At 49.7% G+C, this 12,858-nt stretch carries 13 protein-coding genes; all 13 read right to left on the bottom strand.

Going from position 1 to position 12,858, the window contains the following annotated elements; genetic code table 11:
• Nucleotides 1–158 precede the first annotated feature (158 nt).
• A complete protein-coding gene (locus ACXYMU_RS19625; RefSeq protein ID WP_458988124.1) occupies nucleotides 159–1,199 on the bottom strand; it encodes an RluA family pseudouridine synthase in 1,041 nt (346 codons plus the stop codon).
• Between the two features lie 76 nt (nucleotides 1,200–1,275).
• Nucleotides 1,276–1,890 carry an OmpH/Skp family outer membrane protein gene (locus tag ACXYMU_RS19630; RefSeq protein ID WP_458988125.1) on the bottom strand — a complete coding sequence of 205 codons (615 nt, stop codon included), beginning with the start codon at nucleotides 1,888–1,890 and terminating at the stop codon, nucleotides 1,276–1,278.
• Between the two features lie 29 nt (nucleotides 1,891–1,919).
• Nucleotides 1,920–2,582, bottom strand: coding sequence for an OmpH/Skp family outer membrane protein (locus ACXYMU_RS19635; protein ID WP_458988126.1), 663 nt, complete (start codon nucleotides 2,580–2,582; stop codon nucleotides 1,920–1,922).
• 16 nt (nucleotides 2,583–2,598) lie between these two features.
• Complete coding sequence (gene bamA, locus ACXYMU_RS19640; RefSeq protein ID WP_458988127.1) at nucleotides 2,599–5,088, bottom strand: outer membrane protein assembly factor BamA; 2,490 nt, start codon at nucleotides 5,086–5,088, stop codon at nucleotides 2,599–2,601.
• Between the two features lie 11 nt (nucleotides 5,089–5,099).
• Nucleotides 5,100–5,843, bottom strand: a complete 744-nt coding sequence (locus tag ACXYMU_RS19645; RefSeq protein WP_458988128.1) for an isoprenyl transferase — start codon at nucleotides 5,841–5,843, stop codon at nucleotides 5,100–5,102.
• 59 nt (nucleotides 5,844–5,902) lie between these two features.
• Entirely contained in the window at nucleotides 5,903–6,694 is a 792-nt protein-coding gene (porG, locus tag ACXYMU_RS19650) for a type IX secretion system protein PorG (protein WP_458988129.1), read from the bottom strand.
• 48 nt (nucleotides 6,695–6,742) lie between these two features.
• Entirely contained in the window at nucleotides 6,743–7,735 is a 993-nt protein-coding gene (locus tag ACXYMU_RS19655; protein WP_458988130.1) for a DUF6089 family protein, read from the bottom strand.
• Nucleotides 7,736–7,847: 112 nt separating this feature from the next.
• Nucleotides 7,848–8,735: an NAD kinase gene (locus tag ACXYMU_RS19660; protein ID WP_458988131.1), complete on the bottom strand. Its 888-nt coding sequence runs from the start codon at nucleotides 8,733–8,735 to the stop codon at nucleotides 7,848–7,850.
• 10 nt (nucleotides 8,736–8,745) lie between these two features.
• Nucleotides 8,746–10,134 carry a BamA/TamA family outer membrane protein gene (locus tag ACXYMU_RS19665; RefSeq protein WP_458988132.1) on the bottom strand — a complete coding sequence of 463 codons (1,389 nt, stop codon included), beginning with the start codon at nucleotides 10,132–10,134 and terminating at the stop codon, nucleotides 8,746–8,748.
• Nucleotides 10,135–10,146: 12 nt separating this feature from the next.
• Nucleotides 10,147–10,812, bottom strand: coding sequence for a CBS domain-containing protein (locus ACXYMU_RS19670; protein ID WP_458988133.1), 666 nt, complete (start codon nucleotides 10,810–10,812; stop codon nucleotides 10,147–10,149).
• On the bottom strand, nucleotides 10,809–11,585 hold the full coding sequence (locus ACXYMU_RS19675; RefSeq protein ID WP_458988134.1) for an alpha/beta fold hydrolase: 777 nt from the start codon (nucleotides 11,583–11,585) through the stop codon (nucleotides 10,809–10,811). The genes ACXYMU_RS19670 and ACXYMU_RS19675 overlap by 4 nt, the downstream gene beginning before the upstream one ends.
• Nucleotides 11,586–11,637: 52 nt before the next feature.
• Complete coding sequence (locus ACXYMU_RS19680; protein ID WP_458988135.1) at nucleotides 11,638–12,207, bottom strand: anthranilate synthase component II; 570 nt, start codon at nucleotides 12,205–12,207, stop codon at nucleotides 11,638–11,640.
• A 130-nt stretch (nucleotides 12,208–12,337) separates the two neighbouring features.
• Nucleotides 12,338–12,856 (bottom strand): CvpA family protein, encoded by a 519-nt coding sequence (locus ACXYMU_RS19685; protein ID WP_458988136.1) that lies wholly within the window; start codon nucleotides 12,854–12,856, stop codon nucleotides 12,338–12,340.
• Nucleotides 12,857–12,858 lie beyond the last annotated feature (2 nt).

Below are 12,858 nucleotides of genomic sequence, written 5' to 3' on the forward strand. Positions count from 1 at the left end.
GCTGGACTTGAAGTGAGACGCACTTCAAAAGTTTGGCCCTGTTGCTGTAAGGATTCACACCAGTACACCAACAGGGCCAGTAATGTAAAACATGGAAATGACACAGTTTAAATTACACTCCCTTTATGTGCTTATCACTGCGATAAAGAAGTGGCTGGTTACGTTAGTGGTTCTTCGTACAGTTCCCATTTTGCTAATACCGAGGCAAAGTCTTCGGGCAGGTCTGACTCAAAAAAGATAGCCTGTTTGGTGATAGGGTGTGTAAAACCCAGTGACTTGGCATGGAGCGCCTGCCGGGGTATTAGCTTGAAGGCATTCTCGACAAACGATTTATACGACCCATTCGGCATACCGCTCACGATCTTATCTCCTCCATACATTGCATCCGAGAAAAGCGGATGCCCAATGTGCTTCATATGCGCACGGATCTGGTGTGTGCGGCCAGTTTCTAAGTTGCACTTCACTAACGATACATACTTAAAGCTTCGCAACACTTTATAGTGCGTTACAGCGTGCTTGCCATAAGATCCATCAGGATACACTGCCATCACCTTCCTGTCTTTCACACTGCGTCCTATATGGCCTGTCACCGTGCCCTCCTGCTCCTTCGGAACGCCCCATACCAGGGCATAGTAGGTGCGCTCGATCGTGTGGTCGAAGAACTGCTTTGCCAGGTAAGCCATACTGTAATCCGTCTTGGCAATCACCAGCAACCCTGATGTGTCCTTGTCGATGCGGTGTACCAGGCCTGGGCGTCCCTCGCCGTTACGGCCAGTAGGCAGGTTCTGCAGATAGTATGTCAGGGCATTTACCAAGGTGCCCGTCCAGTTGCTGTAAGCAGGGTGCACTACCATCCCAGCTTCCTTGTTCACCAGCAGCAACTCGTCGTCTTCATACACAATGTTCAGCGGAATGTCTTCCGCTACCACATCCGTATCGCGCGGCGGCTCTGCCAGGGTAATGGTAATGAGGTCCAGTGGCTTCACCTTATAGCTCACTTTCGCGGGCTTCTGGTTCACCTGCACCGACTCTGAACGAATAGCACTCTGCAGCTTGTTACGCGTTACATTGGGCAAGCGGTCCATCAGGAACTTGTCTAGCCGCAGCAATGCCTGCCCTTTGTCCACCACAATCCGGTGGTGCTCATACAGTTCATCAGAATCAACTGCATTTTCTTGCTGATCAATGTAATAGGCCAATGTAAATCTTAAATTAGGGTATAAAAAAAAAGCCGATGTATACACGTCGGCTTTCCTGTATTGTTAAAAGCGGGTATTACTTGTTGCTTTTCTTCTTTGTGCTAGATGACTTAGAAGGCGTTGTAGTTGCTGCTGGCTTTGTAGCAGCCGGCTCTGGGGTTTGCTGGGCTTTAGCTGGGTCTACACCAAGCTTCTTCAGCACAAGCGGAGAAATATCCCCGTCTTCCGGACCAGCAAGCAATGCCTGGTTGCTGATGATGTAGGTATAATTGTTCTCAACACGCACATCTTTAATAGCTTTGTCAATCTTAGAGATAACCGGATCAACCAAAGACTTCTCTTTTTGCTGTAAAGAAGCCTGCGCACTACGCTGGAACTCCTGGATAGAGTTGTTCATATTCATCAACTCTTTCTCCTTGTCATCGCGAACCACTTTGTCCATGGTTGCAGCGCCTTTCTCGTAAGCCTGTAATTTGCTTTCGTACTCTGCATACTTGCCTTTTAGCTGGTTCTCCAACTGTGTGCTATGTGTTTTAAGCTCAGACTCTATTTGCTTACTTTCTGGCATTTGAAGCAGAATGTACTCTACGTTTGTATAACCAATTTTAAGCGGCTGGTCATTGCTCTGTGCAAAAGATGCAAAGCTGATCAGTAAGAACGCTGCTACTAATGTTTTAATCTTGTTCATCATTGGTTGCTTAATTAATAATATAGTTAGGTTTAGTTGTTAGACTTCTTCTTTGTTGATTTAGAAGGCTGCTTAGCTGGCTGTTGTTGTTCAGGCTGTTCCTCTGCTCCTACATCAGGCAGGTTGCCCGGGTCATCTACAACAGCGCTGGCTGGTGTCTTACCTTGCTGGTTCTGCCGCTCTGAGGCAAGCCCTAAGGCCTCTAACACATATTCTGTGTAGTCATGCACCGGGTTGGTATAAATCATCACCAGGTCACCTGACTTGTCGAACATGATCTGCACTCCCTTGGATTTTGACACCTTTTCGACTGCCTCGAAAACTTCATCCTGAACGGGTCGCATCAACTCTTGGCGGCGCTTGAACATCATGCCCTCATAACCGAACACCTTCTGTTGATAATCACGCAGCTCAGCGTCCTTTTTAGCTATCTCAGACTGGCGCTTTTTCTTCATCTGCTCGGTCAGCAGTACTTCTTCTGCTCTAAAGTCTTGCTTTAGCTTATCAGACTCCTGCTGCAACTGTTCGATCTCCTTCTGCCAGGCTGTTGCGTATTTATCCATCTCCTGCTGTACTTTGTTAAAGTCCGGCATCTTGCTCAGGATAAAATTTGAGTCAATATAGCCAATCTTCTGAGCATGCAAAACAGGTGCTAAAAAAACGCACGCTACAAAGACAAACAAAAACTTCCTCATACAAATTCCTTTCAGATTAACGTATCTGCTGGCCTATCACAAAGTGGAACATGCCGCGCTTAGCATCCAAACCAGCCGGACCTGGCAGTGTATCCAGTCGCCAAGCATAATCAAATCCTAACAAACCGAAGGCAGCCATAAAAATTCGGGCGCCCACACCTGCAGAGCGATAAAGCTTGAACGGATTGTACTGGTCGTAAGATCCGAAGTTGTTACCAGCCTCCAGGAAAGCCAGACCATAGATGGTAGCCGCCGGGTTAGGCGAGATCAACTGACGCGCCTCCAGTACAAATTTATTGTAAGCTACACCACCGGCAGAGGTCAGGAAAGAGTTGTTGTTGTTCACCACATCGCCCTCGTCATACCCTCTTAATCCGATAAATTCTGTACCGACGAAGAAGTTACCACCTCCCAGGCCTGTACCACCTAGTTTGAAGCGCTCGAATGGCCCAACGGCATCATCACTGTAAGTTCCGAGGAAACCAAAGTGCGCTCGGGTGTTTAGTACCAAATTCCCTGCCAAGTTTAAGAAATAAGAGGCATCGAACATCCATTTGTTAAACTCGATGTACTCGAACTTATCTCTTCTTTCGGAGAGCAGCGAGTAGGGCGGTGTCAGGTTAACGCTGAACGTGAACGACGACCCTCTTCGTGGGAAAGTTGGGTTATCAATACTGGAACGGCCTAATGTATTGGTGAGTGAGATACTGTTTGATACCCCGTCAGAGAACCCTTCTGCCAACCTGTATTCGTTCAGGTTATAGCGGTTGTAAGACAGTGAGTGGTTCATGAAGAAGAAGTTGTCCGGCCAGTTCAGTCTTCGACCAAGGCTCATAGAAGCTCCGTCTACATTCAGGCTGCTTGCGTTGGCGTCTTCTACCAAAGAGAACCTTCTAACAGTTTTAAATAAGCTAACCGTAAGCGAGTTTGCCTTGCGCCCTCCCAGCCACGGCTCAGTGAAGGACAAGGAGTAAGACTGGTATAGCCTACCGTTTGCCTGTATGTTCAGTGACAGTCGCTGTCCGTCGCCTGTCGGTACCGGGCGCCACTTAGACAAGTCAAGCATTTTGCGGGTAGAGAAGTTGTTGAGCGTAAGCCCTACGGTTCCTACCGGGCCTAGCACACCGCCCCAACCACCCGAAAGGCTGATCTGGTCGTTCGGTCGCTCTACCACGCTATAGTTAATATCCACTGTCCCATCGGCTTCGTTCGGAATTGGGTTCAAGCCAATCGTCTCCGGGTCGAAATACCCCAGGGCAGCCAGTTCGTTTCGGGTTCTGATTAAGTCGTCGCGGCTGTATTTCTGTCCCGGAAGCGTGCGTATCTCCCGTAGAATCACATGGTCACTCGTCTTGTCGTTCCCTGTGATGGTGATTTTATTGATGGTTGCCTGCGGCCCTTCCGTTACGCGCATCACCAAGTCAATAGAGTCGTTTTCTACACGCACTTCCACTGGTTCGATGCGCGAGAACAGATAACCGTCGTTTTGATACAAGGCCGACACGTCTATCCCTCCTGTTGGGTTATAGTTCAGGCGCTTGTCCAGTTCCTGCTGGTTATATACATCGCCTTTGCCTATACCTAGTACCCGTGAGAGGTACTCGTCTTCATAAAGGTAATTGCCCTCCCAGGTAATGTTTCGGAAATAATACCGCTGACCTTCATCCACTGTGATCCGGATCCCCAGCCTGTCGTCGCTGATGCGGTATACCGTATCAGACACGATGGTGGCATCGCGGTAACCTTCGTTGCTATAGAAATCCAGCAGGTGCTGCTTGTCGGCCTCATACTCTGTTTCACTGAATTTAGAGGAGGTGAAGATTTTGTAGAATTTCTTTTCCTTCGTCTTCTTCAACTGCTTCTTCAGCTTGTTATCTGCAAAAGCCTCGTTTCCGACAAACTCAATTTCCTCGATCTTTACTTTGTTCCCCTTGTCCACATGCACGTTCAGTACCACGCTGTTAGGTAGCGTAGAGTCCGGGCGTTGCGTGATATTGATCTTGGCGTTGAGGTAGCTTTTATCCAGGTAGTAGTTGCGGATTACATTGCGGGTGCTGTTTAGCACGGCGTCCGTTACAATGCGGCCACGCTGCAAGGGAACTTTCTCGCGCAAAGCATCCGACTGGGTCTTGTTGATGCCGGAAAAGCGGAAATCAGCCAGGCGCGGTCGCTCTTTCAAGTCGAATGTCAGGAAAATCTTGTCCCCTTCTGTTCGGGCCAGTACCTCCACATCACCCAGGATGCCCTGCTGCCACAGCTTTTGTATGGCTCGGCTGATATCCTCTCCGGGCACTGTAATCTCATCTCCCTCCTTCAGGCCAATCACTGAAATCAGTGCGATGGGCTCCAGAAATTTAGCTCCGCTTACATTTATACCACCAATGCGATACTGCTTGGGCTGCGCGTAATCTATCGGAGAAGTCTGTGAAGGGTTATTCAGCACTTGCGAAGAGGCTGCACCAGCTGAAAACAGCAGCAGCACAAGCACCCAGATACATCTTGTCATTCGGGAATCTATCACTTTGTTATTTGTTCACTTGTCTTGCCAAATCGCCGCTCGCGGCTTTGGTAAGCAATTATTGCCTCATACAGGTGCTCCTTCCTAAAATCAGGCCAGAGCAACTCTGTGATGTAAAGTTCAGTATAAGCTAATTGCCACAGCAGGAAGTTGCTGATACGCTGCTCGCCACTGGTACGGATCAGCAGTTCAGGGTCTGGCATACCGGCAGTGGAAAGGTGCGAAGCAACAACCGCTTCGCTTACACTAGCGGCCTGCAACTGGCCTTGTTCCACCTTCGTGGCTATCTGTCGCATGGCCTGCGTCAAGTCCCAGCGGCCGCTATAACTCAGCGCCAGCACCAGCGTCATGCGCGTATTGTCTTTCGTCAGCTCTATCGCTTCCAATAGTTCGCGCTGGCAGGCTTTTGGTAAATTGTTTGTCTCACCGATGGTCTGCAGCCTAATGTCGTTTTTGGTGAGCGTGGCGACCTCTTTGCGGATGGTAGAAACCAACAGCGTCATCAAAGCATCGACCTCCGCCCTTGGCCTCGACCAATTTTCGGTGGAGAAAGCATAAAGCGTCAGGTACTCCACCCCCAGTTCTGCGGCGCATTCCACGGTATCGCGCACTGCTTTCACAGCACTCTGATGACCGAAGATCCGCAGCCCTCCTCTTTGCTTTGCCCAACGCCCGTTGCCGTCCATGATAACGGCTATATGCTTGGGTAAATTGCTTAAGTTTACGTTTTCCCTAAGATTCATTAAAACAGAATTTCCCCGCAAGTTACAAAAAGCTTCACAAATTCGTGAAGCATTGCCACTTAATCTAGTATGCCGGGCTTATTCTTATAAACAGGAGGGCAGTTTGTGCGGTAGAGGGTATAGGAAATGCTGATACCGTTGTAATAATACCAGTCTTTATCGTAGGGGTTGGCCAGGTTTTTAGGGTCTTCCTCAAAGAGGTAGTCTAGTTGGTCGGTCAATACCTTGCGGGCACCGAACTCCAGGCCGAGGTTCCAGTGCTTGCTCAACGCATACTTCACCCCAACCCCAAACGGCACGGCTACCGCAATGTTGGTATCAAAAGGCCTATCGAGCATGCCCCCGGGCCCGCCCAATTCAGGGTTATCAGACTGGAGCTTGATGTTATACAGGAGCCCCGCCACACCAACAAATACGTAGGGCGAAACACGCACTTTCTGGCTTAGGTCGTAATAATCAAGGAAGTTATACTCCATAACGGCTGAAGCCTCCAGCAAACTAAACTTCGACTCTGCCTGTCGGTAAGCGTGTAGTGGGCGGTTGTCAGCATACGCCTCATCACTGAAGGTATTGTCGTTTATGATACGGTGGCTTCCCATCAGCCCGCCGCGCAACGTAATCGCGTCGGACATGTCGTGGCGGTAGAACACGGTTAATGCTGCCTGGTTGTTGAGGAAACGGTAATTCGGTGCTATTTCCCCTTTGTAATTGGCGCCTCCTATACCAACACCAATCTCTGACGTGGAAACCGGCCTGCTCTGCTGCGCGAACAAGGCGCTGCCAAAAAAAACACTCCCTATTTGTAATGCAAGACAAATAAGGAGTGTGCTCTTAAGATTTTGTAAAGTCATGTAAGTAAAAGCGGTGTTCAGATGAACAACGCAGCGTTAGTAGTTCTATTATCTAAATTTAGGACTTCTAACGCGCCCACCCAAAATATAGTTGATGGAAATATTAGTATTTATATACCAATCATCGTCTGAGTTATTTCCACGCTTTTTATTGGCTGATGTACCAAACCCGGGAACGATGTCATAGACTGTGCCGCTTGGGTCTGCTACTGTGTTAAAATCGGTCTCACCACTTCTGTCTGATAGGATGGCAGCCGCCGTTGGGTTCTCTCCACCACCGTTCAGGATATCAGCCTTCGAAGCAAAAGCAGAGCTGGCGTCATCCAGGTAATCCGTGAAAGTTTTTCTCCAGCCCACTTCCAAACTAAGGTCTAAGTTTCTGTCAAGTTTGTAGCGCACGCCCAAACCGAAAGGAATCGCGATCTGCACCTTCTTGTATGGGTCCGGGTAGTCGCCGATGGAGGCATACTGCCCTTCTGTGCCCAGCGGCTGCAATTCATACCAGCCTGTCGGGATGTCGTTAGCAGGATCAAGGCCTTGGCGGGAGCCGTTCTCGTAATATGCCTTGGGGTTATGATGGAAAGCAGCCACGCCAATGAAACCGTATGGCACAAAATCCGGACGGCGTTGGTAGGTGCTGCGGTTCTCGAAAAGGTCTATCACGGCAACCGCGCTTAGCTCTTTGATGTCGTTGCGGAAAGAAAGGTTTCGCATAAAGCGGCCGGAGTTCTCTGCCTCATTCAGGGAGGCACTCAGCTCATCATCGCCCATAATACGCATCCAGTTCACTGCTCCCCGAATGGATACGCGCGGATGAAAGCGATAAGAATAGTTTAGCCCTATATTAGGGCGTGTAGATTTAACCCGAAAACTGGTAAAATCAGGTTCCGGAACAATGTCTCCGAAGTAGTTCGCGGCACCTAATGAGAGGCCGAAAGTGGCATAGTGCCTTCGCTGTGTAAAGCGCTGTGCATTCGCTTCCGTAATGGAAAACGCGATGACAGCAACCAGTAACAGGACAAGTGTAAAAAATTTCTTCATAATGGCAGGTATCTAAATAGGCCTTGTAACTGAGTACAATATACCCAATCTACGCTGATACAAAAATAATGATATTCCCGAATACCGGAAATCATATTTTAAATAAAAAATATTACTTTATAATCTCGTTCCGCTTATCCAGTCCCCAATTAAGTTTACTACGCAATGTAGACAAGAAGTTAACATGATGCAGCTTGATGAGGCGGGCCGAGAAATTCTCACGCCGCACAGCCAGTTGCACATTCATGTCAACAGCAGTAGAGCGGGAATCGAGGGTGGAGAGGTAGGTGCTGCTGCGGCCTTCTACCTCAAATGATATCACGCTCTTGTCAGACACAATCATGGGCCTGACATTGAGGTTATGCGGACATACGGGGGAGATGATGAAATTGTTAGTCTGTGGAAGCACTAATGGGCCACCGCAGCTAAGCGAGTAGCCAGTAGAGCCTGTAGGCGTGGCAACCACCAAACCGTCTGCCCAATAGGAATTTAGATATTCCCCATCTATATACGTATGCACCACAATCATGGCTGAGGTATCGCGCTTCAATAAGCTGAACTCGTTTAGGCCGAAATTGATGCCGCCGAACACCTCCTGGTCAGAATCCACCCGTATGAGCGCACGGTCGTCGAGGGTATAGTGGCCTTTGTACAGCGCATCAATGGCTACGTTGATGCTATCGTAAGGGATAGTGGCCAGAAAGCCCAGGCGCCCGGTGTTAATGCCCAGAATCGGAATTTGCTGGGCCCCCACATAAGTTACCGTATCAAGCAGGGTGCCGTCGCCGCCAATGCTCAGGACCACATCAATGTCTTTGAGTGTATCGCCGCGGCTAAAGGTTGGGATGCCGGTGGGCAGGTTAATGGTGTTTTTCAGAAAAAGCTGAAATTGCTCCAGCAGCAGCAAATCCGCCTGCCGTCGCTGCAGCTCATCAAAGAGCATCTGGATAAATGGGGCTATGGTATCGTTAAAGGGCTTTCCGAGTATAGCTATTTTCATAGTGCTTGTTTTAAAAAGGGAATCTGGTGCTGAAATAGAACCCTCTGTTTCCGTCTTTGTTCAGGGAGTACTCCAGCCGCAGCACAATATCATAAAACGTAACGGCATGCACTCCTACCCCGCCTCCAAGCAGCAAGCTGTTAGCCAGCGGGTTGCTGTCTTCAAACGTTTTGTCTACCACATACCCGGCATCCGTAAACGCATTGAGGTATATAGACAAAGGTATCGTATTAAATTTAGGGTTACGGATAAATTTAAGCTTAAAACGCTGTAAATCCAGCAATTCGCGCGTTAATCCTTGTTTAAATAACCCGTAGTGCTGCCCCCCGATCACATAGAGCTCATACCCCCGCACCAAAGACCGGAACCCCAACCCGATATTGTCAGAGAAGGCATAGGTTTGGGCTAGCCGTGTCTGCGCTTCTCCCCCGATCATGTAGGAGTACTTCTCCGAAAGCCGGTTGTACTGCACATACTTGGCCCTCAGGGTAGTATAGGTGCTGCCCGAGTGCTGCAGAAAGAAGGTTTGGGCCGCCGCTACCTCAAAATAGCTACCCGAAAGCGGATAGGCGAAATTGTTGCGCAGGTTGATGACTTTGTATATTTCAGGGCGAAGCAGTTGCCGGTCGGTTACCCCGTTGTTAAAGTAACGCGGGTTGAGTAGCGCCACTGAGTCAGAAATGCGATCGCGCTGGTAGGTAAGCCGCACACCCTCCTGCCGCTGCACGTCCTGCCGATGCGTCATCCCCGCCGTAACAGCGGTGCGCCGGATGGGCAGTTCACTTTCCTGTTCCAGGAAAAGCTGGCGGTTGTTGAAGTTGTCATAACTGGTTACGCGGCTGCGGTAATCGGCCACGCCCACCTCTGCCCCTATTTTGTGCCGGCGGCTTAAGTAGGGTACGCGGTACGAAAACTCCAGCCGCTTGTTGAAACCGCGCTGCACCCGCACCCGCACTTCCTCGTTACGGCCCCTGAAGTTGCGCCGCGACAGTCCTGCTCCATAGTCAATGCGGCTCCAGTCTTTTTTCTCCAGCCAGGCATTGAAGTTACGGTCGGCAAAATCCAGGATCGGGACGGGGTATAGGTAAAAGCGCTCCTGTACGGCGTACTGCACGTGTACCACCCCGTTTGCACAGGTGGAGGTATGGCGTACCTGATGGAAAAGGCGTAGGTTAAGCAGGCGCTTGCGGTTTTCCTCCAGCAACACGGGCAATGCTTCCGCCGAAACGGTATCGCCCCTGTTAAAGGTAAGCTCCTGTTGCAGCACCTGCCCCTTGGTAATCTCATTGCCTGAGAATGAAACGGTGCCAAGCATTACCAGAGGCCCCTCGCAGGTTTGCGCCTGCACGGTACCAAAAAGCCAGGAAAAGAGAAGAATCAGCAAGACACGCAGTTGCATCACCGCGCCAGATTAAATATCAAGATACTTGAGGAGCATATCGAGGCGGTCGCGCCCCATGTCGTTGTCATTGTTGTCGTTGAACTGGGCCGTGATACGGTATTCAAAGCGCTCGAGCGTGGCAATGATACGTGAAGGATCGGTAGTATTTAGCTTCAGGGTAAGCTTGATCTTGTAAGGGTCCATTTCGTCCGGAGACACATAAGCACTCAGGATTTTCACGCTTTCCTCCTCTATCAGCCGGCTGATCTGGCTTAGCGAGTAATCGCGCTCGGGCATCGACAGCACCAGTATACTACCCTGGCCCTGCAGCGCAGACATTTGCCCGAAAGCTGCCAGGGTATCGTTGATCGTGATGATGCCGATGTACTCCTGCTCCTCGTCCAGCACAGGCACCACTTGTATCTTGTTTTTGATGGCTGCCTCCATCACATCGTAAAAGTGCTGATGCTGCATTACGTGCACCTCCTGATGCTCCAGTTCAAGCTCTTTCAGGGCCTGGCTACGGTCAGTCAGCTCTATCAGGCGCAGCTCGGTGGCCAGGCCCATGTACTTGCGGTTACTTACCACGGGCAACTCATTCACCCGGAACTCATCCATCCAGCGCAAAGCCTTGTCTACGGTGTCGTAGAGCTTCAGCGGTGGAATCATTTGGTTGATGAGTTCTTCTGCGATCATGTGGCGTCTGTGGTTATAGATGTTTTAGCTAAATACTTTTCTAGGATACTGTTAAACTTCTCCGGATGTTCCATCATAGGGGCATGCCCGCACTTATCAATAAAATAAAGCTCCGAATTCTCGATCAACCGGTTGAACTCATGCCCTACCAGCGGCGGCGTGATGGTATCGTTCAAGCCCCAAATCAACAAGGTCGGCACTTTTAGGTTGGTGATATCCTTAGCCATGTTGTGGCGTTGCGCTGACTTGGCAATGGCAATAATACGCAGACACTTGGCATTACTGTTGGTGATAGAGAACACCTCGTCTACCAGCTCCTTAGAGGCTGTTTTCGGATCGTAGAAGGTATACCCCACACGCTCCTCCACATACTGGTAGTTGCCGCGCTTCGGGAAAGACCCTCCCATCGAATCCTCGAAAAGGCCAGAACTGCCGGTCAAGACCAGTCGCTTCACCATATCCGCGTTCTTCAGGGTATAAACCAAGCCAACATGCCCTCCCAAAGAGTTACCAAGCAAGGTCAGGTCTTTCAGTTTCTTCAGCTTCACGAAATCCTCTACAAACGACACCAGGCCCGGCACCCCTGCCTTGTGCAGCGCCATTTCATATATAGGCATCAACGGGATAACTACCCGGTAATTTTTAGAGAAATGATCTACAACGCCGTTCCAGTTACTCAGCGCGCCAAATAGCCCGTGCAGTAACAATAGCACCTCGCCTTCTCCTTCGTCTATATATTTAAAATCGCCTTCTTGCCTGATTTGTAAATCCATGTAGCGTCAAAACTTTTTGAAAGAAACGTATTTCTTGTGGTGTATGGTTAACTTATGATGCAATATTAGCAATTGTAAGCCAATTTCGGAGCATATGCAACCCATATGTAGTCAATGCTGCTTCTGGGTGAAACTGTAACGCGTATAGCGGTAACTGATTGTGCCGAAACGCCATCAGTTCCCCCTCCTGTGTATGTGCCAGCGGAACAATGCTTTCCGGGGTATGGTGCAGCACCAGCGAGTGGTAGCGCACCACCTGCGTCCGGGCCGGCAGGCCGGCAAAAATAGGGTCCGGTTCGCAGATAATCTCAGAGAGTTTCCCGTGCATGGGTTTTAAGCCTTTTGCTAAAGTAGCCCCGAAGAACTCCCCTAGCGCCTGATGCCCCAGGCATATACCCAACATCGGTAATTTGGTGTGGTAATACGCTATTACTTCAAACAAAGAACCTGCCGCTTTCGGGGTTCCGGGCCCGGGCGATAGCACCACGGCATTTACCGGCAGCCGCTTGATCTCCTCCAGTGGCACATCATTCCGAACCACCTTTGCCTCTACACCTAATTGCCCGAAATAATCCACGAGGTTGTAAGTGAAGGAATCGAAGTTGTCGAGCAGCAGAAGCATTAAAGTTTGGAAAGTTGAGGAGTTAGAAAGTTTGAGAGTTTTAGGGGGATGAGTTGAAAGTCATCAATGTGAGCATCGAATTCCAAATCTTTGAACTCTCAAACTCTTTAACTTATTTAAACTCTTAACATTAAAAATGATGCTTAAGCGAGCTGACAAGGGCTTTGACAAAAGGCAGGACATAACTCAGGATATCTAGCGCGTAAGGGGTGGTCTTCAGCACCACGGGGTATACCACTGAGTCTGTAGCTGTTTCTGCCGATATGCGGATACCGGCCATATCCGACACATACAGCAACAGGCTCAACGCCACACACCATTTAAGCGCCCCCAAGATGCCTCCCAGGAAATTGTCGAAGAAGCCAAAGGGCGTGAAGTCGATAACTTTTTTGAGCAGCAGGCCGCCCAGGTGTATCAGCAGGATAATCCCCACAAACACGATCAGGAAGGTAACGTATGGCAGCAACCCATGCGCGTCACCCACAAATCCCTCCATCACCGGCAGGGCCGTATCCAGGAGTTTCAGACCGCCCAGTATAGCCAGCACCAGCGCCACCAACGACACCAGTTCCAGCAGCAGCCCTTTTCTATACCCCTGAAAAGCTCCGTAGGCAATCGGCACGGCCAAAAACATATCGAATGTACTCATGA

The organism is Pontibacter sp. CAU 1760, assembly GCF_054482735.1.